Source organism: Streptomyces sp. NPDC002680, from assembly GCF_042889145.1.
In the GTDB taxonomy this organism is placed as follows: Bacteria; Actinomycetota; Actinomycetes; order Streptomycetales; family Streptomycetaceae; genus Streptomyces; species Streptomyces adonidis.
This window is the reverse complement of sequence record NZ_JBIAQP010000029.1, coordinates 38,725-62,114: the sequence shown is the minus strand read 5'-3', so window position 1 is coordinate 62,114 and position 23,390 is coordinate 38,725. Positions and strand designations below refer to the sequence as shown.

The following is a 23,390-nucleotide window of genomic DNA, read 5'->3' as shown; positions in this document are numbered from 1 at the left end:
CGCCGGGCTCGCTGTATACCTGGGGGCATGTCCGACGTGCGGATCGCCTCACCCCAGGGCAAGTGGATCCTGCTGACCACCGTCCTGGGCTCCAGCATGGCCCTGCTCGACTCGACCGTCGTGAACGTCGCGCTGCCGCGCATCGGCCGTGACCTCGACGCCGATCTGGCCGCCCTCCAGTGGACGGTCAACGCGTACATGCTGACGCTGGCCGGGCTGATCCTGCTGGGCGGTTCGCTGGGCGACCGGTACGGCCGCCGCAAGATCTTCGTGATCGGGGTGGTGTGGTTCGCCGTCGCCTCGCTGCTCTGCGGGCTCGCCCCGAACACGGGTGTGCTGGTCGCCGCCCGCGCGTTGCAGGGCATCGGCGGCGCCCTTCTGGTGCCCGGCTCCCTCGCCCTCATCCAGGCCTCCTTCCACCCCGACGACCGGGGGCGGGCGGTGGGGCTGTGGTCGGGCTTCGGGGGTATCGGCGCGGCCGTGGGCCCCTTCCTGGGCGGCTGGCTCGTGGACGGGCCCGGGTGGCGGTGGGTGTTCCTGCTCAACGTCCCGCTGGCGCTGGTGTGCGCTCCCATCGCCGTACGGCATGTCCCCGAGTCCGGTGACGGGCGTACGCGGCACGGGCGGTTCGATGTGCTGGGTGCGGCTCTGGGGGCTGTGGCGCTCGCTCTGGTGACGTACGCGCTGATCGAGGCCAGGGCCGGGTCCGTGGCGGTCGTGGTGTCGGCGGTGGTGGGTGTTGTGGCGGGGGTGGCCTTCGTGTACGTCGAGCGGGGGCGCGGTGGGGACGCGATGATGCCGCTGGACATCTTCGCCTCGCGTCAGTTCACGGCCGTCAATCTGGTGACCTTGTGTGTGTACGCGGCCTTTGGTGGCTTCTTCTTCCTCTCCGCCCTTCAGCTCCAGGTGGTGGCCGGTTACTCGGCCCTGGGCGCCGGTACGGCCTTGCTGCCCACCACCGCCCTGATGCTGCTGCTGTCCGCGCGCTCGGGGGAACTGGCGGAGCGGATCGGGCCGCGGGTTCCGTTGACGGTCGGGCCGTTGCTGTGTGCGGCGGGGATGCTGCTGATGCTTCGGGTGGGGGCCGGGGCGTCGTACGTCGCTGATGTGCTGCCCGCTGTGCTGGTGCTCGGGGTGGGCATGGTGACGTTGGTCGCGCCGCTCACGGCGAGTGTGCTGGCGTCGGTGGATGTCGCTCGGGCGGGGTTGGCCAGTGGGGTCAACAATGCGGCGGCTCGGGCGGCGGGGTTGGTGGCTGTGGCCGCGTTGCCGTTGGTTACGGGGATGGGGGCGGAGGCGTATCGGTCGGGGGTGATGTTCGACGAGGCGTTCGGGCGGGCGATGGTGGTGTGTGCGGGGGTGTTGGTGGTGGGGGCTGTGGTGGCGTTCCTGACGGTGCGGAGGCCGGTGCCGGGGTGTCGGCACCCCGAGTGCCGTACGCACGGCTCGGTGACGGCTCCGCCGCTGGAGGGTGAGCGCCTTTGATCTCGCCCCCGCCGCCCCTACCCGTCCCATCCCTGGGGGCTGCCGCCCCCAGACCCCCGCTGTCGGCCTGGACGGCCTCGTCCTCAAACGCCGGACGGGCTGAAAGATCAAGCTCCGGCCGGCACCACATCCAGCCCGTCCGGCGTTTGAGGACAAAAGGGGGTCTGGGGGCGCAGCCCCCAGGGATGGGAACGGGTAGGGGCGGCGGGGGCGATGCAGCAGACTGGAACCATGACCCTTCACGAAAACCTGCTCGGCGGGCCGCCCCCCACCCACCTCCCCGACCACCCCGAGCCCCGCGACCTCCTCGCGAACGGCACCGCCCCCGCCGACGTCGCCGCGAAGTACCCCACCTCCTCCCTCGCCTGGGCCCAGCTCGCCGACGACGCGTTCGAGCGGGGCAGCGTCGTGGAGTCGTACGCCTACGCCCGTACCGGATACCACCGCGGCCTGGACTCCCTGCGCCGCGCCGGCTGGAAGGGCCACGGACCCGTGCCGTGGGAGCACGAGCCGAACCGTGGCTTCCTGCGGGCCCTGCACGCCCTCGCCCGCGCCGCCGGCTCGATCGGCGAGCAGGAGGAGTACGAGCGCTGCACCCAGTTCCTCAAGGACTCCTCCCCGACGGCCGCCCAGACGCTCGGCTAGTCACCCTCTGTCCGCAAGGCCCGCCTGTGACCTGATCAGGCGGGCCTTGCGGATTCGGGGCACGATTGTGTTGGATGCCCCTGGGGACCGGGGCCCCCGTGTCGGAATTCGGCAGGGGCGGACCGCTACCCGGAGTACAACAGGAGACAGCGATGTCCCTCCAGGCTCAGCCCCCCGAGGCTTCGGAGCCCGAGACCCCGCATCTCGACTTCGCCGGTACGACGCCGTACGAGGACTATGTCCAGGCCGACGTCCTCACCCACCTCCAGCACACCCTCTCCGACGACCCCGGAGAGATGGTCTTCCTGGTGACGACCCAGGTCATGGAGCTGTGGTTCACCGTCATCGTGCACGAGTGGGAGACCGCGGCCAAGGCCTTGCGCGGGGATGACGTGCCCACCGCCGTCGCCGCCCTCAAGCGTTCCGTGCGTGAGCTGGACGCCCTCAACGCGTCGTGGCGGCCCCTCTCGCAGCTCACCCCGGCCCAGTTCAACTCCTACCGCGCCGCCCTCGGTGAGGGCTCCGGGTTCCAGTCCGCGATGTACCGGCGGATGGAGTTCCTGCTCGGCGAGAAGTCCGCGTCGATGCTCGTGCCCCACCGCGCCGCACCCCGCGTGCACGCCGAGCTGGAGAAGGCGCTGCACGAACCCAGCCTGTACGACGAGGTGTTGAGGCTCCTCGCGCGGCGCGGGTACGACATTCCGGACGCCGTGCTGTCGCGTGACGTGTCCTTGCGGTACGAGCCCTCCGCCGACGTCGAGGCCGCCTGGACGGCCCTCTACTCCGGTGACCCCGACGCCGAACTCGCCCGGCTCGGCGAGGCGTTGACCGACGTCGCCGAACTGGTGTGGCGCTGGCGCAACGACCATCTCGTCGCCACCCGGCGGGCCATGGGCGCCAAGGCCGGCACCGGCGGCTCCGCCGGGGTCGCCTGGCTGGAGAAACGCGCCCAGAAGAACGTCTTCCCCGAGCTGTGGACGGCGAGGTCCCATGTCTGAGCTGCTGCCTTCCAAGGACGACCAGGCCCGGGAACTCGACTCGCGTGACGAACTCGCCAAGGTGCGCGCGAAGTTCGTGCTCGACCACGGCGTCACCTACCTGGACGGGAACTCGCTCGGCGCGCTGCCCGCCGCCGTCCCGGAGCGGCTCGACGACGTCGTGCGCCGGGAGTGGGGCGAGCTGCGCATCCGGTCCTGGGACGAGAGCGGGTGGTGGACCGCGCCCGAGCGGATCGGGGATCGTATCGCTCCGCTGGTGGGGGCCGCGGCTGGGCAGGTCGTTGTCGGCGACTCCACAAGTGTCAATGTTTTCAAGGCACTTGTGGGGGCTGTGCGGCTTGCCGGGGGTGGGCGTGATGAGATTCTCGTCGACGCCACCACCTTTCCCACCGACGGTTACATCGCCGAGTCCGCCGCCCGGATGACCGGCTGCACCCTGCGCGCGCTCGAACCCGGTGCCGTACCGGGCGAGTTGAGCGACCGTACCGCCGCCGTGCTGCTCAACCACGTCGACTACCGCACCGGCCGCCTCCACGATCTGCCCGCCCTCACGGCCGCGATCCACGCGTCCGGTGCCCTGGCCGTCTGGGACCTGTGCCACAGCGCGGGCGCCCTGCCGGTCGGGCTCGACGAGCACGGCGTCGATCTCGCGGTGGGGTGTACGTACAAGTACCTCAACGGGGGGCCCGGTTCGCCCGCCTACCTGTACGTCCGGCAGCAGCACCAGGAGCGGTTCGACTCGCCCCTGCCCGGCTGGACCTCGCACGCCGATCCCTTCGGCATGCGGCCCGAGTACGCCCCGGCCCCGGGTGCGACGCGCGGGCGGGTCGGTACGCCGGACATCCTCTCGATGCTCGCCCTGGAGGCGGCTCTCGAGGTCTGGGACGGGGTCTCCATCGACGCCGTACGCGCCAAGTCCCTCGCCCTGACCGACTTCTTCCTGGAGTGCGTCGACGAGTACGTGCCCGAGGGGCGGGTGGAGTCCGTCACGCCGGCCGATCACGCCCGGCGCGGGAGCCAGGTCGCCCTGCGGTGCTCCGACGCGGGGGACGTCATGGCGCGGCTCATCGAGCGGGGAGTCGTGGGCGACTTCCGGCGGCCGGACGTGCTGCGGTTCGGGTTCACGCCGCTGTACGTCGGGTTCGCGGACGTGGAGCGGGCGGCCCGGGTGCTGGGCGAAGTCGTCGCCGGCTGAGCCCTGTTCGGTGACGGTCGGTGTGGTGTGCGCACCGGCCGTCCTGGACGCCCGTAGCAGGGCAGAACCGTTTCAACCCTCACCGGGCGTCACTTCCGCGTGTCGACGCACGTCACGGGCCTGATAGCGTCCCCGGCAACGGCCGAATTCTCTCCAGGTCCGCCAAGTACGTTTCGTCGCTGAGAGGTTGAAGCATGTCGGACGATGCCGCAGAGGCCGCCGCCGCGGAAGAGGCGTCGGCCTTCTCGCACCCGCCCGTCGACGCCGACGTCACCGCCGCCTACGGCGACCACCCCGATCAGGTGATCGACTTCTACGCCCCGCAGGGTCCGCACGGCCCCGAGGCGCTTCCCGGCGACGGGACCGTGCCGCTGGTCGTCGTCCTGCACGGGGGTGCCTGGCGGGCGCCGTACGACCGCCGGCACATCACGCCGTTCGCCGGGTTCCTGGCCCGGCGCGGGTTCGCCGTCGCCAACGTGGAGTACCGGCGGGGCGGCGACAGCCCCTCCGTCGCCGGGCGCTGGCCCGACACCTTCGACGACGTCGCGGCGGCGCTCGACGCCCTGCCCGCCCTCGTACGGGCCCACCTCCCGCAGGCCGATCCGCGCCGTATGGTCGTCACCGGGCACTCGGCGGGCGGGCACCTGGCCCTGTGGGTCGCCGCCCGGCATCTGCTGCCCGCCGACGCGCCCTGGTTCACCGCCCGTCCCGCACCCTTCCGAGGTGTGGTCGCGCTCGCCCCGATCGCGGACTTCGCCGTCGCCGAGAAGCTGGACGTCTGCTCCGACGCCGTACGTCAACTCCTCGGCGGAGAAGGGCACTTCGCCGAGCGTCAGCCTTACGCCGACCCGGCGCTCCTGCTCCCCACCGGCATCGCGACCACCCTCGTACAGGGGCGGGCCGACCTCGTCGTACCGCAGATCGTCGCCGAGTCGTACGCGGACGCGGCGGCGAAGGCCGGTGAGGTGGTCGGGCTGACGCTGCTTGAGGACGTCGGGCACTTCCCGCTGATCGACCCGGTGGCGGACGCGTGCGCGGTGGTGGCGGAGGAGATCGCGCAGCTGGCGTGGTGAGCGGCCCCCTTCGGCCGTCCCGTAGTACCTGAGACGGACCCCGGAGAACCCCTCTCACTGCTGACGACTGCCGCCCGCCCGCCGCCTACCGTGCTGTATGTGACTGAGACGACACACACGCAGCCGAACCCCAGGCCGAAGCGGGGGGACGAGGCTCTGTTCAGCAGCCCCGAGTTCCGGGTGGCCATGGACGCGCTGGCGGGGCTGCGCGCGGACCTGTTCCACGACGCGTTCGCCTACCGCGCGCTGCCCCCGAGGGACAGGCCCGGCCGGATCGCCCGGGTGCTGCCCGGGCGGCTGCGCCCGTACGCGGTCTGGGCGCCGCACGCCCTGGTGGGCGCGGCCGGGATGCTGGCGCTGCTGGTCTCCTTCGCGAGCAGCAGGGGCGACCTGATCCAAGCACTGGCGATGACCGTCTTCACGCTGGGGCCGATCCTGCTGACGCTGGTCCGGCCGGTCGGGGCCTTCTGGTTCTCCCTGGTCTCGATCCCGGTCGTCGCCGTGATCGGCCAGAACTGGGACGGCGACTACGGGAGCGGTAACTACCCCTGGCAGCCCGCGAGTTTCGTCGCGCACCTGGTGGTGCTGACGGTCGTGGCCGCCCGGACCCGGCCGCGTACGGCCGCCTGGATGTGGGCGCTGACGGCGGTGTACGCCATGGGCGCCGAGAGCCTCTTCGGCAACCGGTACTTCAACAGCAACGCCGTGCCCTTCCTCTTCGTCGCCGCGCTGGCCCTGCTCATGGTGAGCATGCTGCTGGTGCGCCGGGCCGCCGAGCAGGAGGTGACCGCGCAGCAGACGGTGACCGCGCACGAGCGGTCCAAGCGCACGCTGCTGGAGGAGCGCACGACCATCGCGCGCGAGCTGCACGATGTCGTCGCGCATCACATGTCGGTGGTCGCCATCCAGGCGGAGGCGGCGCCCTACCGGGTGGAGAACCCGCCCGAGGAGCTGACGAAGGCCTTCGCGACGATCCGCGAGAACGCGGTGGCGGCTCTCACGGAACTGCGCCGCGTCCTGGGTGTGGTCCGGGCGGAGGACTACGAAGCCCCCGACGCCCCGCAGCCGACCCTGGCCGACCTCGACGGGCTGCTCGCCAATGTGCGGGAAGCAGGCCTGGACGTGGAGAAGGTGGTGACCGGCGCGGTGCGTGAACTCCCGCAGGGCGTCGAGCTGTCGGCGTACCGGATCGTGCAGGAGGCGCTGAGCAACACGCTGCGGCACGCGCCGGGAGCGGGTGCGCGGGTCGAAATCGGTTATGTGCTGGGCGGGTTGGGGCTGCGGATCGTCAACGGCCCGGTGACGGAGGTGTCGTTCGTGAAGCAGACCCCGACGGAGGGCGCGGGGCACGGGCTCACGGGGATGCGGGAGCGGGTCTCCATGCTCGGCGGCGAGATGACGACGGGTCCGGTGGACGGCGGAGGTTACGAGGTCACCGTCTTCCTGCCGGTCGCGAGCACGAACGAGGACGGGGGAGACGGGGCATGAGTGACGCTCGTACGATCCGGGTGCTGATCGCGGACGACCAGATGATGGTCCGCGAGGGCTTCTCCGTGCTGCTGAACGCCATGCCGGACATCGAGGTCGTCGGCGAGGCGGTGAACGGCCGGGAGGCGGTGGAGCGGGTGCGTGAACTCGCCCCGGACGTCGTCCTGATGGACATCCGGATGCCCGAGATGAACGGTATCGAGGCGACCCGGGAGATCGTCGCGGCGGACGGTACGGCGAAGGTCCTGGTGCTGACGACGTTCGACCTCGACGAGTACGTGTACCAGGCGCTACGGGCGGGCGCGTCGGGCTTCCTGCTGAAGGACGCGTCGGCACGCCAACTGGCGGACGGGGTACGGGTGGTGGCGGCCGGCGAGGCCCTGCTGGCGCCCTCCGTCACCCGGCGTCTGATCACCGAGTTCTCCAAGCTCTCCGAGGCGCCGAGGCTGATGCCGGGCGCGCAGGCGGCGTACGGCGATCTGACCGACCGGGAGACCGAGGTGCTGGTGCTCATCGCGCAGGGGCTGTCGAACGTCGAGATCGCCGGGCAGCTGGTGGTCGCCGAGTCGACGATCAAGACGCATGTCAGCCGCATCCTGGTGAAACTCGGACTGCGGGACCGTACGCAGGCGGCGGTGTTCGCGTACGAGGCGCGGCTGGTGACGCCGGGGTGAGTGCGGTGAGTACGGCTACGGTGAGGCGATGGGAATGGCTATGGAGCAGCGCATCACCTTGATCACGCTGGGCGTCGCCGATCTGGCCCGCGCGAAGGCCTTCTACGAGGCTCTGGGCTGGCGGGGACAGGAGGTCGAGGAGACGGTCTTCTTCCAGGCGGGTGGGCTGGGGTTCGTCCTGTGGGACCGGGACAAGCTCGCGGTCGACTGCGGACTGGAGCCCGGAGAGAAGGCGGCGGCAGGCGGCTTCGGCGGGATCGCGCTCGCCCACAACGTCCGCTCCGACGCGGAGGCCGACGCCCTGCTCGCGGCGGCGGAACGGGCCGGCGGGACCGTCACCAAACCGGCGGTCGTCAACGCGGTCGGCTTCTACTCCGGGGCCTTCGTCGATCCGGACGGCCACGCGTGGGAGGTCGCGCACAACCCGGGGTTCCCGCTGGCGGCGGACGGTTCGGTGACGATCCCCGATTTCGGCGACTAGGCAGGGCGGGGCGGGTCATCTGCGGCCGAGATAGAGCCCCAGCGCCTTCCGCAGCATCTTGCCCTGGCTGCCCACCGGGAGTTCCCACTCGCCGAGGTACTCCACCGCCTGGCCGCCGGCGCCCGTCTTGAAGTGGAGCCGGCCGAGGAGGCGGTCCTCGGTGAGGGCGGGGGTGATGGAGCGCAGGTCGTACGTCTCGGCGCCCGCCGCCTGTGCGTCGCACAGCATCCGCCACAACAGCGCGCTGCTGGGCCGCAGTTGGCGACCTCGGGAGCCGGAGGCGGCGTACGAGTGCCAGACCCGTGAGCCGACGTTGATCATGAGCGCGCCGGAGAGGACCTCGCCCTCGTACTCGGCGACGTACAGGCGCAGCCGGTCCTCGTCCTCGCTGTTCAGGGCCCGCCACATGCGCCGGAAGTAGTCCAGCGGGCGGGCCTTGAAGCCGTCGTGGGCGGCGGTCGCGGTGTACAGGCGGTGGAACTCGGGCAGGTCGTCGTCCGAGACCCACGAGACCTGGACGCCCGCGGTCTCGGCCGTACGCAGGGACTGTTCCCAGTGCGGTGCGAGGGCGTCGCGAAGATCGTCGACCGAGCGTCCGGCGAGCGGTATGTGACAGCCGTAGCGCGGCTGCCCGAGGCCGAAACCGCTGTCGTCGCCCTCGTCGCAGGGCCGCCACCCGAGCCGCCGCAGCCGCTCGGCGGCGTCGAGCGCGTAGCCGTCGATACCGGCGGCGGGCAGCTCGCGCAGATGGCGTACGTCGGGGTCGGCGAGGCCCGCCGTGACGGTGGCCGCGTCCCAGTGCCGTACGACGAGGGGCGGCCCGATCCGTACCGAGAACGCCCCGATGCGCTCCAGGTGGGCGACGAGCGGATCCAGCCAGCGCTCCAGCCGAGGGGTCCGCCAGTCGATGGCGGGCCCGTCGGGGAGATAGGCGAGGTAGCGCCGGGTGCCGGGCAGCGGCCGGTAGAGGACGAGGGCGGCAGCGACCAGCTCAGTGCCGTCCGACTCGAACCAGCCGATGCTCTCCGGCAGCCAGTCGGGCTTCACGCCGCCCCACTCGGGGATCTGGAGATGGCTGGCGTCGGGACGCAGCCGGAGATGGGCCAGATGTTCCTCGCGCGTGATCTCCCGCACGTACAGGCTGGACATGGGTGGGGTACTCCTGTTCGGGGGCGGCCACCGTAAGCCGGGGATCACCTGGTGGGTCAAGGGTTCACGGGAGAAGGTTCACCGACGGGAACCCGAACACCTTTCCTGGTCAGGTGGGGGTGGCTCGGGCTAGCGTCCGTGCATGGCAGTTGCTTCCGACCTCGCATTCGACCCGTGGGACCCGGCGTTCGTCGCGGACCCGTACCCCGCGTACGCGGAGCTGCGCGCCCGCGGCAGGGTCGTGTACTACGAACCCACGAACCAGTGGCTGGTCCCGCACCACGCGGACGTCTCGACGCTGCTGCGCGACCGCCGCCTGGGCCGCACCTACCAGCACCGCTTCACCCACGAGGACTTCGGCCGTACGGCGCCCCCGCCGGAGCACGAGCCGTTCCACACCCTCAACGACCACGGCATGCTGGACCTCGAACCGCCGGACCACACCCGTATCCGCCGCCTGGTGTCGAAGGCGTTCACGCCGAGGACGGTCGAGGGTCTGAAGCCGTACGTGGAGCGGCTGGCGGGCGAGCTGGTGGCCGACCTGGTGAAGGCGGGCGGCGGCGACCTGCTCACCGATGTGGCGGAGCCGCTCCCGGTGGCGGTGATCGCGGAGATGCTGGGCATCCCGGAGGCCGACCGCGCCCCGCTGCGCCCCTGGTCGGCGGACATCTGCGGCATGTACGAGCTGAACCCGTCGCAGGACACGGCGGCGAGGGCGGTACGGGCGTCGGAGGAGTTCACGGAGTACTTGCGACACCTGATCGCGACCCGCCGCGCCGAACCCGGCGACGACCTGATCTCGGGCTTGATCGCCGCGTACGACGAGGGCGACCGCCTGACGGAACAGGAAATGATCTCGACGTGCGTGCTCCTGCTGAACGCGGGCCACGAGGCGACGGTCAACGCGACGGTGAACGGCTGGTGGGCCCTGTTCCGCAACCCCGCCCAGCTGGCGGCCCTGCGCGCGGACCACTCCCTGATCCCCTCCGCCGTAGAGGAGCTGATGCGGTACGACACCCCGCTCCAGCTCTTCGAACGCTGGGTGCTGGACGAGATCGAGATCGACGGGACGGTGATCCCGAGGGGGAGTGAGGTGGCGCTGCTGTTCGGCGCGGCCAACCACGACCCGGAGGTCTTCGCGGACCCGGGCGTGCTGGACCTGACCCGGACGGAGAACCCGCACATCTCCTTCAGCGCGGGGATTCACTACTGCATCGGGGCTCCACTGGCGCGGATCGAGCTGGCGGCGTCGATGGGGGCGCTGCTGCGGGGGGCGCCGACGTTGGGGTTGGCGACGGATCCGGTGCGGAAGCCGAACTTTGTGATCAGGGGGTTGGAGGGGCTGAGCGTCGAGGTGGGGCGGAGATAACGGGCTGATCACTCGTTCGGATGATCAGCCGGTCGAACCGGGAACAGCACGCCCATGACCTCGGCAAGCTGGTGCGCGCCTGAGAAGGAGGGCACCATGACGGTTATGGCGCAGCACATGTCCCCGATGACCGTAGAGGAATTCGAGAAGCTCGCTGCATTCGTGGCCAGGGAGTTCGAAGCCGTCAGGTTGGAGTTCATCAACGGACGGATCGGGATCAAGGGCATGACGGACGGCAACCACAGCGAGGTCATCAGGTGGTTGCAGGAGTGCTGCCTGCTGGCCGGTACCGGTCTGTGGCTGTACGGAGGCGGGGAACTGGGCCTGCGGATCGAGAAGTACCGCAAGGGCCGGGCGCTCCCGGACGCCGTGCTCGCGCCCCGGGGAACGTTCGCGGGAAAGGGGGACTGGGCCGACACCAACGGTGTGATCATGACGGTCGAGGTGACTTCCTACGACGCGGACACCCACCGGCGTGACCGCGAGGAGAAGCCCTTCGGCTACGCCGACGCCGGGATCCCGTACTACCTGCTGATCGACCGCGACGACTGCTCGGTGACGCTGTACGGCGATCCGGCACCGGGCGTCGGCTACCGCAGCACCGACAAGAAGCCGTTCGGTGCGAAGCTCTCGCTCCCCGAGCCCATCGGCATCGCACTCGACACCGAGGAACTCAGGCAGTACGTCGACTGAGAATGCTGTGATCAGGGGGTTGGAGGGGCTGAGCGTCGAGCTCTGAGCCGGGCGCCGAGGGCCCGTACGAGAGCCCAGGCGGTCAGGCCGGTGGCGGTTCCGGCGAGGGTCAGCAGCGGCAGCTCGGCGTAGAAGACGCTCCAGTCGGGGCCCTGCTCGAAGCGCCGGACCCGGCCCTGAGCCCTGACGAACCACACCACCAGCCCCACGCCCACCCCGAGAGCGACGGTCAGACATCCTCCGGCGGCCTGTGCGCGTTGTCCCATGTCTGCGAAGGACGCGGGCGGGTCGCCGGGGGTTCCGGTTCTCACCTCAGGTGCGGCCGGAGGTGGCCTCTCATGCGCTCAGATCCCGGCGCCGCAGCCCAACCAACCCCGCACCCACCAGCCCCACCGCCACCCCCGTGAGGATCAGCAGCGGCGGCCAACTCATCTCCTCGCCCGGCAACTTGGGCAGATGTCCGAACGGTGACAGGTCAAGCACGCCCTGCGGTACGTCCAGTGCCGGGCCGATCCAGCCCACCAGCAGCGCGAACCCGGCAACACCCCAGGCTCCGACCGACAGTTGGGGTGACACCCCGTGCAGCAGGACCGCCAGGCCGCCCAGGACCCATACCGCCGGGACCTGTACCAGGCTCGCGCCGAGGATCGGGCCCAGTTCGGCGCCGTAGCCGAGGGCCAGGCCCAGGCCGCTCAGCAGCAGGATCAGGACCGTGCCGCCGAAGGCGATCGCCAGGTGGCCGCCGGCCCAGCGCAGTCGGCCCACCGCGTTGGCGAGGATCGGCTCCGCACGCTGCGAGGTCTCCTCCGTGTGCAGCCGGAGTACCGACGACACGACGTACAGCGCCGCCACCATGCCGAACATGCCGACCATCGTGGCCAGGAACGCGTCCTCGATGCCCGACTGGCCGCCCATCCGCTCGATGATCTCCCGGGTTTTGGCGTTGTCGCCGACCAGGTCCGCCGCGCCCTTCGTCAGCCCGCCGAAGGCGGTCCCCGCCGCGAGGAACCCGGCGCTCCAGCCGAACACGGAGCCCCGTTGCAGCCGCCAGGCCAGCGCGCCCGCCGTGCCCAGTCGGCCGGTCGCCGGGCCGGGGCGGGCCGCGACGAAGCTCATGCCCACATCCCTGCGGCCCGCCAACTCGTAGGCCAGGAAGCCTTGAACCGCCGTCGCGGCCACGAACAGCCCCAGTACCCACCAGCGTTCGTCCGCGAACGGCCGTACGTTCTCCAGCCAGCCGATCGGTGAGATCCAAGTCAGCGGTGACGAGCCGTCGTTCGTCGCGGAGTCGCCCGCCGCGCGCAGCACGAACGCCACGCCCAGCAGGCCACCCGTCAGGCCCTTCGCCAGCCGCGCGCTCTCCGTGAACTGCGCGACGATCGCCGTGAGCGTGGCGAACGCCGTTCCCACGCCTCCGATGCCCAGGCCCAGGGCGAGTGCGCCGGATGTGCCCTGGCCCGCCAGGCCCGCTGCGATCAGCAGTGCCAGGGTGGCGTTCGCGACCAGGGCTGTCAGCAGGGCCGCAGTCAGCGGTGCCCTGCGGCCCACCATCGCCGACGAGATCAGTTCCTGGCGTCCGCTCTCCTCCTCGTCGCGGGTGTGCCGTACGACGACGAGCAGGCTCATGACGCCGGCGAGGATCGCCGCGTAGCCGCCGATGCGCCAGGCGGTCAGGCCGCCGATCGAGTCGCTGAACACCGGGCCGTACGTGGCCCGGAGCGAGCTGTTGGTGAGCATCCGGCGGGCGATGTCGGCGCGTTCGGCGGGGGTGGAGTACACGCTCTCCAGGGAGCCGGGGAGGGAGAGGACCAGGAGGGCCGTCACCGCCACCCAGATCGGGACCATCACGCGGTCGCGGCGCAGGTTGAAGCGCACCAGGGCTCCGGTGCCCGCCAGTTGGCGCGAACCGACGGTCCTCCATACCGCCGGGGCCGATGTGAGGGCGGTCATCGGGTCACCGTCTCGTCCTGGTAGTGGCGCAGGAACAGCTCCTCCAGCGTCGGTGGCGTCGACCTCAGGGACCGTACGCCCGACTTGGTGAGCGAGCGCAGTACGGCGTCCAACTTGTCGGTGTCCACCTGGAGTTGGACCCGCAGGCCTTGTACGTCGACGTCGTGGACGCCCGGCAGGTGTGCCAACCCGTTGGGTGTGCCCGCCAGTTCGGCCGTGATGCTCGTCCTCGTGAGGTGGCGGAGGGCGGCCAGTGAGCCGGTCTCCACCGTGCGGCCCTTGCGGATGATGCTGACCCGGTCGCACAACTCCTCGACCTCGCTGAGGATGTGGGAGGAGAGCAGGATCGTACGGCCCCTGTCCCGCTCCTCCTCCACACAGCGCTGGAAGACCTCCTCCATCAACGGGTCCAGGCCCGACGTCGGTTCGTCGAGGATGAGCAGGTCCACGTCCGACGCGAACGCCGCCACCAGCGCGACCTTCTGGCGGTTGCCCTTCGAGTACGTGCGGCCCTTCTTCGTCGGGTCCAGCTCGAACCGTTCGATCAGATCCGCCCGGCGCCCTTTGTCGAGTCCGCCGCGCAGCCTGCCGTACAGGTCGATGACCTCGCCGCCGGAGAGGTTGCGCCACAGGGTGACGTCGCCGGGGACGTACGCGATCCGGCGGTGCACCTCCACCGCGTCCGCCCAAGGGTCCCGGCCCAGGATGCGCGCGGTGCCCGAGTCGGCGCGCAGCAGGCCGAGGAGGACCCGGATGGCCGTGGACTTTCCGGCGCCGTTGGGACCGAGGAAGCCGTGTACTTCGCCGGTCTCCACGGTGAGGTCGAGACCGTCCAGGGCGTGCGTCCTGCCGAACGACTTGTGGAGTCCGGACACCTCTAGGGCGGGGCTGGCCTTCGTCATGTTTCCGAACGTACGCTTACTTCAGAAATTTGTGAAGTTAAGGAAGCGTATGAATGACGGTTATGCTCTGCCTATGACGGAATCGGGTGCGGCGGAGAGTGGAACGGGGCGGGACCCCGAAGCCGTGTCGAGGTTCGTCGAGGGCTTCGCCGCCCAGCTCGTCGACGCCGGGATGCAGCGCATGGCCGCCCGTGTCTTCGCCGCGCTGCTCGCGTCCGACGCCGGTGCCATGTCCTCGGCCGAACTCGGCGAGCAGCTCCAGGTCAGCCCCGCCGCGGTCTCCGGCGCCGTGCGCTATCTGTCCCAGGTGCACATGGTGTCGAGGGAGCGCGAACCGGGCTCGCGGCGCGAGCGGTACCGGGTGCACAGCGACCAGTGGTACGAGGCGATCACCAACCGCGACGCCGTCCTCAAGCGCTGGGGGCAGACCCTGCGCGTGGGCGTCGACAGCCTCGGCGTCGACACTCCCGGCGGGCAGCGGATCGCCGAGACGCTCGCCTTCTTCGAGTACCTGGAGGGCGAACTGACCAAGCTGATGGACCGATGGAGAGAGGAACGGGCCCGAACCTTCGGCCAGGGATAAGAAAAACGCGCCCCAAAGGGGCGCGGGGCTGTGTCGATAGGCGGCTCCGCCGCCGGGGCGCGACCAGCCACAGCCGGCCCGCAGTTCCCCGACGGCAGTTCCCAGACGGCGCCTCCAGACGGCGCCCCCAGCGGAGCGCTACCGCTCCTTCGTCTCCTCCAGCACCGTCCGCCCCAGCAGCGCATACCGCTCCGGCGAGCGGCGCTTCAGGTAGGTGGCGTAGCCGATACCGCCCGCCGCGATCAGCGCGACCAGCCACGGCGTGGCCTTCAGGACCAGGGAGTCCGACTCCGTGCCCGCCGCGACGCCCATGTTGGACACCAGCAGCACCACCACCGCGAGCATCGCGATGCCGCCGACCAGCGGTGCCGTGAACGTCCGGAACCAGTGGCGGCTCTCCGGGTGGTTCTTGCGGAAGTACGCCAGCACCGCGAAGGAGCAGACGGCCTGGACGACGAGGATCGCCATGGTGCCGAGGATGGCCAGCAGGACGTACGTACCCGTGTACGGGTCCTTGCCCGCGAGCCAGAACGCGGCCAGCAGGACGCCGCTGATGACCGTCTGGACCAGGCCCGCGATGTGCGGGGAGCCGTGGTCGGCGTGGGTGCGGCCGATGGTGTTCTTGAGGGAGGGGAGTACGCCCTCACGGCCCAGCGCGTACATGTAGCGGGCCGCGCAGTTGTGGAAGGCCATGCCGCAGGCCAGCGAGCCGGTGATCATCAGCCACTGCATGACGACGACCGCCCAGTGGCCGACGTACTGCTCGGTGGGGTTGAAGAACAGGGCGAGGGGGTTCGAGGAGGAGGCCGCCGCGACGGCTTCCTTCTCGCCGTTGCCCGTGATGGCCATCCAGGAGACGAAGACGTAGAAGACGCCGACGCCCAGGACGCTGATCATCGTCGCCTTGGGGATGATCTTCTTCGGGTCGCGGGACTCCTCGCCGTACATCGCCGTCGACTCGAAGCCGACCCACGACCAGAAGGCGAAGAAGAGGCCGAGGCCCGCGCTGGTGCCCTGGAAGGCGTTGACCGGGTTGACCGGGCCGAACGTGAAGCCGTTCGGGCCGCCGCCGTGGAGGGCGACCGAGATGGCCATCGCGGCGAGGATCGTCACCTCGGTGGCGAGCAGGACGACCAGTAGCTTTTCGGCCACCGAGACGCCGAACCAGGTGCCCGTCGCGTTGATCGCGAGCATCAGGATCGCGAACAGCCACCAGGGGATGTCGGCGCCCGTCTGGTCCTTGATGGTCTCGGTGGCGAAGGTCGAGAAGATGCCGATCAGGGCGGGCTCGAAGACGACGTACGCGAAGGTGGCGAGCAGCCCGGAGGCCAGGCCGACCGTGCGGCCGAGGCCGTACGAGATGAAGCCGTAGAAGGCGCCGGTGGAGGTGATGTGCTTCGCCATCGAGGTGAATCCGACGGCAAAGATTGCCAGGACGACCATTGCGACGAGATAGCTCGCCGGGGCGCCGATGCCGTTGCCGGCCGACACCATGAAGGGCACGTTGCCCGTCATCGCGGTGATCGGCGCGGCGGTCGCGACGGCCATGAAGACCACGCCGAGCAACCCGATCGCGTTCGGCTTCAGCCGGTGAACCGTGCCGTCGTCGCCGGTACTCGTACTTTCCGCCGGGGCTACGCCCTCGTCCACTGCCATCGGGTGGCCCCTTCCTGGTTGTGCTGTCGATGGGGTGGAACTCTGTAGCCCAAATAAGTCGGTCAAGGGTCTCCGTGCGTTAAATGTTTGTCAACCAGACCTTTAGAAATCTGACGGCAACACGCGCCTCGTACGGTCGCCGCCATGAGTACGAACACCGGCACGTACACCGCCTCCCTCGGCGGCCACAGCTACCGCTTCGACTCCCTCGCGCGTCTGCTCGCCGCCGCGAGCCCCGAGCGCTCCGGCGACCGGCTGGCCGGCCTCGCCGCGGACTCCGCGCAGGAACGGGTCGCGGCGCGTTGGGCGTTGGCGGAGGTGCCGTTGGCTCGATTTCTCGCCGAGCCGGTGATTCCGTACGAGGACGACGACGTGACCCGGCTGATCGTGGACACGCACGACCTGGCCGCCTTCGCGCCGGTGGCCGGGCTGACGGTGGGCGGGTTCCGGGAGTGGCTGCTGTCGGAGGCGGCGGACGCGGAGTCGCTGGCGGCGGTGTCGCCCGGGCTCACGCCCGAGATGGTGGCCGCGGTGTCCAAGCTGATGGGGAACGCGGACCTGGTCGCGGTGGCGCGCAAGGTACGGGTGGTGACGGCCTTCCGCTCGACGATCGGCCTGCCGGGCCGGTTGGCCACCCGCCTCCAGCCCAACCACCCGACGGACGACCCGGCGGGTGTCGCGGCCGCGTTGCTGGACGGGTTGCTGCTGGGCTCGGGCGACGCGGTGATCGGCATCAACCCGGCGACGGACAGCCCGAAGGCGGTACGTGACCTGCTGGAACTGCTGGACGGAGTCATCCAGCGATACGCGATCCCGACGCAGTCGTGCGTGCTGTGCCACGTCACGACGAGTGTGGACCTGATGGAGCGCGGGGCGCCGGTGGACCTGGTGTTCCAGTCGATAGCCGGTACGCAGGCCGCGAACGCGTCTTTCGGGGTGACCCTGGGCCTGCTGGACGAGGCACATGCGGCGGCGGGGGAGCTGAAGCGGGGGACGGTCGGACAGAACGCCCTCTATTTCGAGACCGGGCAGGGCAGCGCGCTGTCCGCCGACGCGCACCACGGGGTGGACCAGCAGACGGTCGAGGCACGGGCGTACGCGGTGGCCCGCCGCTACGACCCCCTGCTCGTGAACACGGTGGTCGGCTTCATCGGCCCGGAGTACCTGTACGACGGCCGTCAGATCCTCCGCGCGGCCCTGGAGGACCACTTCTGCGGCAAGCTGCTCGGCCTGCCCATGGGCCTGGACATCTGCTACACGAACCACGCCGACGCGGACGACGACGACATCGCCACGATGCTGACGATGCTGGGAGTCGCGGGCGCGTCCTTCGTGATCTGCACCCCGGGCGGCGACGACATCATGCTCAACTACCAATCCGCCTCGTACCACGACGCGTTGTACCTCCGCGAGGTCCTCGGGCTGCGCCCGGCACCGGAGTTCGAGGCTTGGTTGGAGGGGATCGGCCTGCTGGACGAGCGGGGTGCGATCAGGGACGTCTCGGGTACGGCGCATCCGCTGACGGCGATCGGAAGGGAGCTGGCGGCATGACGGAGCGTCAAGTGGCCGCGGTGGCGGATGACTTGCGGATGGGCGCAGGCTCGTACGGAGTGGGGCGAGTGACATGACGGAACGTCAATTGGCCGAGGTGACGGACGACTTGCCCATGTGGGCGGCGCTACGTCGGCACACACAGGCCAGGATCGGCCTGGGCCGCGCGGGCTCGGCCCTCCCCACGCGCCACCGCCTCGAACTTCAGGCCGCGCATGCCGCCGCCCGGGACGCGGTGCACTCGCCGTTCGACCCGGAGGTGGTCGCGGCCGGCCTGACGGGCGAGCCGACGGTACGGGTCCGCAGCGCCGCCGGTGACCGGCTCACCTACCTCCAGCGCCCCGACCTGGGGCGCCGGCTCGACGACATCGACCGTGCCCACCTCCCCGGCGGGGACTGGGACCTGGTGTTCGTCGTGGCCGACGGTCTGTCCAGCCGGGCGGTGCACGAGCATGCGGCGCCGATGGTGCGGGCGACGACGGCACTGCTGGACCCGGTGCTGCGGGTGGCCCCGGTGATCCTCGCCGAACAGGCCCGGGTGGCCCTCGGCGACGACGTGGCCCACGCCATGGGCGCCACGATGGTGGTCGTCCTGATCGGCGAACGGCCCGGCATGTCGGCGGCGGACTCGCTGGGCGCGTATCTGACATACGCCCCGCGCCCCGGCACGACCACGGACGCGGACCGCAACTGCCTGTCCAACATTCGGCCCCCGCTGGGCCTGACGTACGAGACGGCGGCGGCGAAGCTGGCGGGGTTGATGGGGCGGGCGCGGGAGTTGGGGCTGACGGGGGTGGGGCTGAAGGACGAGCTGCCTTCGCCCCCGCCGCCCCTACCCGTCCCATCCCTGGGGGCTGCCGCCCCCAGACCCCCGCTGTCGGCCTGAACGGCCTCGTCCTCAAACGCCGGACGGGCTGAAAGACCACCCCCGGCCGGCACCATCCAGCCCCTCCGGCGTTTGAGGAGCGGGGGTTCGGGGGCAGCGCCCCCGAAGGATGGGACGGGTAGGGGCGGCGGGGGCGAGGAAAAGCACCCCCCCACCCCCCTCACCCCGGCAACGTCAACCCCCACGCCCCCTCCCGCACCACCCACGTCCGCCTCCGCACCGGCCCGGACACCACCCCCGCATCCGCCCGGTACCGGAAATCCGCCCCGGACACCGTCACCCGCCGCCCCACCGCGCACAGCGGAGACGCCTCCGCACCCACCGACACCGGCCGTACCTCCACCCGCGCGCCCCCGGCCTCCCCGGGGGTCAGGGTCACCGCCTCCACGGGCTGGTCCAGGTCGACGAGGGTCACCCCGTCCACCTCGACGCGGAGTCGCGACGGGCCGGGGCCGGGTACCGGAGCCACCCGCGCACCCCGGGTCGGCCGTGCCGCCAGGGTCCGTACCAGCGACTGGCACGTCCGCAGCCAGGGGTGGGGTGAGGCATCCACCTCCACACCCACCTCCCGTATCGCCGGAATCCGCACCGCCCCCACCACCACCCCGTCACTGTCGTCCACGAGCAGGTCCAGGCGGCGCTCCGCGCCCTCCAGGACCGCTCGTGCCGCCGCCACCGCGCCCGTGGGGACGCCGAGCGAGCGGGCCAGGGAGAGGACGCCGGCCGCGCCCACCGGGACGACCGACAGTGCACATCCGGCCAGCTCCCGTTGCCGGTGGAGGAGGGCCACCGTACGGAGCAGAGCCCTGTCGTCGCCGATCACCACCGGTCGGCGCGAGCCCCTCCTCGACAGGGCCCGGGCGAATTCCTCGGGGCCGTCCGGGAGGCACACTTTTGTGGTCGCACCCGCGCTGAGCACGTCTTTCGCGATTCGTACAGACTCGCCGTCCGTCCGCCGGGCGACCGGGTCGATGACCACGAGGAGCTGGTCGGAAGTCGCCACCTCGGTCATGCCTCGCTTCCTCGGGTAGCATCTTTGTGCAAGAGCCCCTTGCGCTATTGCGCCAGGGGCTTCGTCTATTCCGGGGCATCCGGGTCCGACGGGTTGCGGCCGATGAGGGTCGCCGGTGTACGAGGCATGAGCCGAGAAGCTCTGTCACGTACGCCCCTGGCCTTGGACATGCCCCGCCCGGAAGGGGTGTACGCGCGTGCCCGCACTTGTGCTGCTCGGTGCTCAGTGGGGTGACGAAGGCAAGGGGAAGGCCACGGACCTGCTTGGTGGGTCTGTGGACTATGTGGTGCGCTACCAGGGCGGCAACAACGCCGGCCACACGGTAGTCGTGGGCGATCAGAAGTACGCCCTGCACCTCCTCCCTTCCGGAATCCTCACACCTGAATGCACACCCGTCATCGGCAACGGCGTCGTCGTCGACCCGTCGGTCCTGTTCTCCGAGCTGAACGGGCTGAACGAGCGAGGCGTCGACACGTCCAAGCTCCTGATCAGCGGTAACGCTCACATCATCACCCCGTACAACGTCACCGTGGACAAGGTGACGGAACGCTTCCTCGGGAAGCGGAAGATCGGGACGACCGGGCGCGGCATCGGCCCGACCTACGCCGACAAGATCAACCGGGTCGGTATCCGGGTCCAGGATCTCTACGACGAGTCGATCCTCACGCAGAAGGTCGAGGCGGCGCTGGACGGCAAGAACCAGCTCCTCACCAAGGTCTTCAACCGGCGCGCGATCGAGGCGGAGCAGATCGTCGAGGAGCTGCTGACGTACGCGGAGCGGCTGCGGCCGTACGTCGCCGACACCGTCCTGGTCCTCAACAAGGCCCTCGACGACAACAAGGTGGTCCTCTTCGAGGGCGGCCAGGGCACGCTCCTGGACATCGACCACGGGACCTATCCCTTCGTCACGTCCTCCAACCCCACCGCCGGTGGCGCGTGCACGGGCTCGGGCGTGGGCCCGACGAAGATCAGCCGGGTCATCGGCATCCTCAAGGCGTACACGACCCGCGTCGGCGCCGGCCCCTTCCCGACCGAGCTGTTCGACGAGGACGGTGACGCGCTGCGCCGCATCGGCGGCGAGCGGGGCGTCACGACCGGCCGCGACCGCCGCTGCGGCTGGTTCGACGCGGTCATCGCCCGCTACGCGACCCGCGTGAACGGCCTGACCGACTTCTTCCTCACCAAGCTCGACGTCCTGACGGGCTGGGAGGAGATCCCGGTCTGCGTGGCGTACGAGATCGACGGCAAGCGCGTCGAGGAACTCCCGTACTCCCAGACCGACTTCCACCACGCGAAGCCGATCTACGAGAACCTCCCCGGCTGGTCCGAGGACATCACCAAGGCGAAGTCCTTCTCCGACCTCCCGAAGAACGCCCAGGCGTACGTGAAGGCCCTGGAGGAGATGTCGGGCGCCCCGATCTCGGCGATCGGCGTCGGCCCGGGCCGCACGGAGACGATCGAGGTCAACTCGTTCATCTAAGTAGATGAGGGGCACCCCGTCCTACGGGGTGCCCCTCTCTCACGTCACGTCGTGAAGATGAAGTACTTCCACGCCCCGTGCGTCGTCGCGTTCACGTTGTCGCCCGACGTTCCGTCGATGTACGACGAGCGGATGCGGAAGCGGTAGCCGATGTCGTGGGCGCCGAGCAGTTCGACGCGGGAGATGCCGGCCGAGTCCAGGGCGAAGTACTGCGAGCCGCCGTCGTACCAGGCGCCCTCGTAGAAGTACTCGATCTGGAGGCGCTGCTCGCGGTTCGGGTACGCCGTCATGGACGTCGTGAACAGCGGGTTCGTGGCCTGGTGGAAGTAGGCGTACGTCTGGCCGTACACCTTCTTGTTCTTGTACTGGCGGCTGATCGTCGTCGACACCTTGACCTTGGTGTAGACCGTGCTGGCCACCGACTTGGGCGCGTAGCGCGCGTCGCCCGTGAAGCGTGCCGTGAGGCGGGTGTCGCGGGTGAGCTTGTACGTGGCCGAGAAGTCGCCGTTCCTGTTGACCGTGCCGGCCTTGACCAGCTTGTTGGGCGCGGAGCCATACGGGTCGGCCCAGATCTCGACCTTGCGGTTCTTGTACGTCTTGCCGAGGTGCGCCGTGAACTTGACGCTCTTCGCGTAGTCGTACGTCTTCTTGTTGTTGGAGAGGCGGATCGTGGTCGCCGCGCGCGAGACGTCGACCGCGTCCGAGCCACTGCTCGCCAGGTGGTTGGCGTCGCCCGCGTACGACAGCGTGTACGTCACCCTGCCGCCGACCGGCGGGCTGTTGGTGAAGGAGAACGTGCCGTTCGACGCGACCGTGGCCGTGCCGATCTTCTGGCCGTTCGGGTGCTCCAGGTCCTTGCGGGTGATCGTCAGCTTGGCGCCGGCGGGGACCGCCACCTTGCTGGTGATCTTGCCCTTGACCGTCAGCTTCTTCGCCCGTGCGGACTTGGTCGGGGCGGTGACGGAGACGCTGGTGACGGCCTTCGTCGGGGTGTTCAGGATGCGCAGCTCGTACGTGCCGTTCAGGGCCGTGATCGCGAACAGGCGGGACCTGTCCGGGGCCCAGCCGAGTCCCGTGTCGGCGAGCCTGCCGGTGCCGTCCGTCCTGGTGAGGTTGTAGTCCCGGACCGAGGTCGTGCCGCCCGGCTTGTAGACGTTCAGGCCCTGGCCGTACGTCGTGTCGTTGCCCGCCGCGACCGTGCCGTCGGGGGCGACGGCCACGGCGTTCGCGTTCCCCTGGCCGTTGGCGTACTTGCCGGCTGTCGTCAGGTCGGAGGTCTTGTACACCACGTGGTTGTACGGGTTCTGGGCGGCCACGACGACCCGTCCGCCGTCCGGCGTGACCGCGAGGTCACGCAGTCCGCCGCCCGCGACGGTCGTACGCGCGGTGGCCGTCGCGGTGCCCGACGAGACGTCGTACACGCCCAGGTCGGTCGTGGTCGCGCCCGGCAGGCCCGCCACCAGCGTGCTCGAACCCGGCGCCGCGTCCAGCACGGGCGCGGTGGCCCACGGCGTGGCCGCGTCGCCGTCCAGCGTGACCTTGTGCTCCGGGTCGGCCAGGTCGACCGAGCCGATGTTGCCGGTGCCGCCGCCCGTGGCACTGCCGTACCCGAACCACAGCTTGCCGCCCGCGAGGGCCACGGACTGCGGGTCGACGTCACCCGTCGCGTACCGCCCCGACTCCGTCCCCGTGGCCGTGTCGATGGCGAAGATCGCGTCGCCGGTGTCGCCGACGCCGTCGGGCACCGCCGCGTACAGCGTGCCGGAGTCGGGCGACAGCTCCAGGCCCTTGACGCCGCCCAGGCCGGACACTTCCCGGACGAAGTTGCCCTTGTAGTCCGTGACGACGATCCGGTCGCTGGCCGGGTCGCTCACGAAGACCCGCTGGTGGACGCCGTCCACAACGATGTCACCGAAGGAGACGATGCCCAGGTCCCGCTGGTCGTCCGCCATGGCCGTACCCGCGACGCCGGTCGTGAGCGCGACGGAACCGAATGTGAGTGCGACCGCGAGCGCGGTCGAGAGAGTGCGTCTGTGCACGATGTTTTCGAACCCCCCGGTACGAAAGTGCCCCTGAAGCGGGGCCACTTGGTCTCTGTGTAGAGCCAGTGAAGAGAAGCG

At 70.4% G+C, this 23,390-nt stretch carries 21 protein-coding genes; 14 read left to right on the top strand and 7 right to left on the bottom strand.

The annotated features are described in order from the left end of the window. Nucleotides 1-27: 27 nt before the first annotated feature. From ACFYXF_RS48370 to ACFYXF_RS48335, 8 genes are all read left to right on the top strand, one after another. Nucleotides 28-1,485, top strand: coding sequence for an MFS transporter (locus tag ACFYXF_RS48370; protein ID WP_389360124.1), 1,458 nt, complete (start codon nt 28-30; stop codon nt 1,483-1,485). A gap of 231 nt (nt 1,486-1,716) precedes the next feature. Next, nucleotides 1,717-2,130, top strand: a complete 414-nt coding sequence (locus ACFYXF_RS48365) for a DUF3151 domain-containing protein (protein WP_369037679.1) — start codon at nt 1,717-1,719, stop codon at nt 2,128-2,130. Nucleotides 2,131-2,282: 152 nt separating this feature from the next. Continuing rightward, nucleotides 2,283-3,128 carry a tryptophan 2,3-dioxygenase family protein gene (locus ACFYXF_RS48360; protein ID WP_389360122.1) on the top strand — a complete coding sequence of 282 codons (846 nt, stop codon included), beginning with the start codon at nt 2,283-2,285 and terminating at the stop codon, nt 3,126-3,128. Continuing rightward, nucleotides 3,121-4,323: a kynureninase gene (kynU, locus tag ACFYXF_RS48355; protein ID WP_389360120.1), complete on the top strand. Its 1,203-nt coding sequence runs from the start codon at nt 3,121-3,123 to the stop codon at nt 4,321-4,323. Before ACFYXF_RS48360 ends, kynU begins: the two co-directional genes overlap by 8 nt. A 194-nt stretch (nt 4,324-4,517) precedes the next feature. After that, nucleotides 4,518-5,396 carry an alpha/beta hydrolase gene (locus tag ACFYXF_RS48350; RefSeq protein WP_389360118.1) on the top strand — a complete coding sequence of 293 codons (879 nt, stop codon included), beginning with the start codon at nt 4,518-4,520 and terminating at the stop codon, nt 5,394-5,396. A gap of 99 nt (nt 5,397-5,495) precedes the next feature. After that, a complete protein-coding gene (locus ACFYXF_RS48345) occupies nt 5,496-6,884 on the top strand; it encodes a sensor histidine kinase (protein WP_389360116.1) in 1,389 nt (462 codons plus the stop codon). After that, a complete protein-coding gene (locus tag ACFYXF_RS48340) occupies nt 6,881-7,558 on the top strand; it encodes a response regulator (protein WP_389360114.1) in 678 nt (225 codons plus the stop codon). The genes ACFYXF_RS48345 and ACFYXF_RS48340 overlap by 4 nt, the downstream gene beginning before the upstream one ends. A 40-nt stretch (nt 7,559-7,598) precedes the next feature. Further along, nucleotides 7,599-8,039 carry a VOC family protein gene (locus ACFYXF_RS48335; RefSeq protein ID WP_389360209.1) on the top strand — a complete coding sequence of 147 codons (441 nt, stop codon included), beginning with the start codon at nt 7,599-7,601 and terminating at the stop codon, nt 8,037-8,039. 15 nt (nt 8,040-8,054) lie between these two features. Here ACFYXF_RS48335 and ACFYXF_RS48330 read toward each other — a convergent pair whose 3' ends face one another. Beyond that, nucleotides 8,055-9,188 (bottom strand): lipid II:glycine glycyltransferase FemX, encoded by a 1,134-nt coding sequence (locus ACFYXF_RS48330; protein WP_389360112.1) that lies wholly within the window; start codon nt 9,186-9,188, stop codon nt 8,055-8,057. Nucleotides 9,189-9,330: 142 nt separating this feature from the next. Here ACFYXF_RS48330 and ACFYXF_RS48325 point away from each other — a divergent pair, with 142 nt between their 5' ends. Together ACFYXF_RS48325 and ACFYXF_RS48320 are read left to right on the top strand one after the other, a co-directional pair. Next, nucleotides 9,331-10,557 (top strand): cytochrome P450, encoded by a 1,227-nt coding sequence (locus ACFYXF_RS48325; protein ID WP_389360110.1) that lies wholly within the window; start codon nt 9,331-9,333, stop codon nt 10,555-10,557. A gap of 96 nt (nt 10,558-10,653) precedes the next feature. Beyond that, entirely contained in the window at nt 10,654-11,250 is a 597-nt protein-coding gene (locus ACFYXF_RS48320) for a Uma2 family endonuclease (protein WP_389360107.1), read from the top strand. Between the two features lie 11 nt (nt 11,251-11,261). Here ACFYXF_RS48320 and ACFYXF_RS48315 read toward each other — a convergent pair whose 3' ends face one another. The 3 genes from ACFYXF_RS48315 to ACFYXF_RS48305 all read right to left on the bottom strand — a co-directional run bounded on the left by ACFYXF_RS48315 (nt 11,262) and on the right by ACFYXF_RS48305 (nt 14,102). Next, entirely contained in the window at nt 11,262-11,516 is a 255-nt protein-coding gene (locus ACFYXF_RS48315) for a hypothetical protein (protein WP_389360105.1), read from the bottom strand. 70 nt (nt 11,517-11,586) lie between these two features. Then, entirely contained in the window at nt 11,587-13,200 is a 1,614-nt protein-coding gene (locus ACFYXF_RS48310; protein WP_389360103.1) for an ABC transporter permease, read from the bottom strand. Further along, a complete protein-coding gene (locus ACFYXF_RS48305) occupies nt 13,197-14,102 on the bottom strand; it encodes an ATP-binding cassette domain-containing protein (RefSeq protein ID WP_389360101.1) in 906 nt (301 codons plus the stop codon). The genes ACFYXF_RS48310 and ACFYXF_RS48305 overlap by 4 nt, the downstream gene beginning before the upstream one ends. 73 nt (nt 14,103-14,175) lie before the next feature. Between ACFYXF_RS48305 and ACFYXF_RS48300 the strand changes: the two genes are divergently transcribed. Then, a complete protein-coding gene (locus tag ACFYXF_RS48300; protein ID WP_389360099.1) occupies nt 14,176-14,685 on the top strand; it encodes a GbsR/MarR family transcriptional regulator in 510 nt (169 codons plus the stop codon). A 138-nt stretch (nt 14,686-14,823) separates the two neighbouring features. On the opposite strand, the gene ACFYXF_RS48295 is transcribed toward ACFYXF_RS48300, so the two are convergent. Next, on the bottom strand, nt 14,824-16,341 hold the full coding sequence (locus ACFYXF_RS48295) for an APC family permease (RefSeq protein ID WP_389360097.1): 1,518 nt from the start codon (nt 16,339-16,341) through the stop codon (nt 14,824-14,826). 144 nt (nt 16,342-16,485) lie between these two features. Between ACFYXF_RS48295 and ACFYXF_RS48290 the strand changes: the two genes are divergently transcribed. Further along, a complete protein-coding gene (locus ACFYXF_RS48290) occupies nt 16,486-17,892 on the top strand; it encodes an ethanolamine ammonia-lyase subunit EutB (protein ID WP_389360095.1) in 1,407 nt (468 codons plus the stop codon). A 73-nt stretch (nt 17,893-17,965) separates the two neighbouring features. Beyond that, nucleotides 17,966-18,778, top strand: coding sequence for an ethanolamine ammonia-lyase subunit EutC (gene eutC / locus ACFYXF_RS48285; RefSeq protein ID WP_389360093.1), 813 nt, complete (start codon nt 17,966-17,968; stop codon nt 18,776-18,778). 160 nt (nt 18,779-18,938) lie between these two features. On the opposite strand, the gene ACFYXF_RS48280 is transcribed toward eutC, so the two are convergent. Then, on the bottom strand, nt 18,939-19,790 hold the full coding sequence (locus ACFYXF_RS48280) for a diacylglycerol kinase (RefSeq protein WP_389360091.1): 852 nt from the start codon (nt 19,788-19,790) through the stop codon (nt 18,939-18,941). A gap of 196 nt (nt 19,791-19,986) precedes the next feature. On the opposite strand from ACFYXF_RS48280, the gene ACFYXF_RS48275 reads away from it, so the two are divergent. Then, the gene (locus ACFYXF_RS48275; protein WP_389360089.1) at nt 19,987-21,270 is read left to right on the top strand and encodes an adenylosuccinate synthase; all 1,284 of its coding nucleotides are present in this window, start codon (nt 19,987-19,989) and stop codon (nt 21,268-21,270) included. Nucleotides 21,271-21,314: 44 nt separating this feature from the next. Here ACFYXF_RS48275 and ACFYXF_RS48270 read toward each other — a convergent pair whose 3' ends face one another. After that, nucleotides 21,315-23,309 (bottom strand): Ig-like domain repeat protein, encoded by a 1,995-nt coding sequence (locus tag ACFYXF_RS48270; RefSeq protein ID WP_389360087.1) that lies wholly within the window; start codon nt 23,307-23,309, stop codon nt 21,315-21,317. Nucleotides 23,310-23,390: the final 81 nt, after the last annotated feature.

Coding starts and splice junctions, on each gene's coding strand:
- ACFYXF_RS48370 (WP_389360124.1), top strand. CDS start 28: ATGTCCGACGTGCGGATCGCCTCACCCCAGGGCAAGTGGATCCTGCTG.
- ACFYXF_RS48365 (WP_369037679.1), top strand. CDS start 1,717: ATGACCCTTCACGAAAACCTGCTCGGCGGGCCGCCCCCCACCCACCTC.
- ACFYXF_RS48360 (WP_389360122.1), top strand. CDS start 2,283: ATGTCCCTCCAGGCTCAGCCCCCCGAGGCTTCGGAGCCCGAGACCCCG.
- kynU (WP_389360120.1), top strand. CDS start 3,121: ATGTCTGAGCTGCTGCCTTCCAAGGACGACCAGGCCCGGGAACTCGAC.
- ACFYXF_RS48350 (WP_389360118.1), top strand. CDS start 4,518: ATGTCGGACGATGCCGCAGAGGCCGCCGCCGCGGAAGAGGCGTCGGCC.
- ACFYXF_RS48340 (WP_389360114.1), top strand. CDS start 6,881: ATGAGTGACGCTCGTACGATCCGGGTGCTGATCGCGGACGACCAGATG.
- ACFYXF_RS48335 (WP_389360209.1), top strand. CDS start 7,599: ATGGAGCAGCGCATCACCTTGATCACGCTGGGCGTCGCCGATCTGGCC.
- ACFYXF_RS48330 (WP_389360112.1), bottom strand. CDS start 9,188: ATGTCCAGCCTGTACGTGCGGGAGATCACGCGCGAGGAACATCTGGCC.
- ACFYXF_RS48325 (WP_389360110.1), top strand. CDS start 9,331: ATGGCAGTTGCTTCCGACCTCGCATTCGACCCGTGGGACCCGGCGTTC.
- ACFYXF_RS48320 (WP_389360107.1), top strand. CDS start 10,654: ATGACGGTTATGGCGCAGCACATGTCCCCGATGACCGTAGAGGAATTC.
- ACFYXF_RS48315 (WP_389360105.1), bottom strand. CDS start 11,516: ATGGGACAACGCGCACAGGCCGCCGGAGGATGTCTGACCGTCGCTCTC.
- ACFYXF_RS48310 (WP_389360103.1), bottom strand. CDS start 13,200: ATGACCGCCCTCACATCGGCCCCGGCGGTATGGAGGACCGTCGGTTCG.
- ACFYXF_RS48305 (WP_389360101.1), bottom strand. CDS start 14,102: ATGACGAAGGCCAGCCCCGCCCTAGAGGTGTCCGGACTCCACAAGTCG.
- ACFYXF_RS48300 (WP_389360099.1), top strand. CDS start 14,176: ATGACGGAATCGGGTGCGGCGGAGAGTGGAACGGGGCGGGACCCCGAA.
- ACFYXF_RS48295 (WP_389360097.1), bottom strand. CDS start 16,341: ATGGCAGTGGACGAGGGCGTAGCCCCGGCGGAAAGTACGAGTACCGGC.
- ACFYXF_RS48290 (WP_389360095.1), top strand. CDS start 16,486: ATGAGTACGAACACCGGCACGTACACCGCCTCCCTCGGCGGCCACAGC.
- eutC (WP_389360093.1), top strand. CDS start 17,966: ATGACGGAACGTCAATTGGCCGAGGTGACGGACGACTTGCCCATGTGG.
- ACFYXF_RS48280 (WP_389360091.1), bottom strand. CDS start 19,790: ATGACCGAGGTGGCGACTTCCGACCAGCTCCTCGTGGTCATCGACCCG.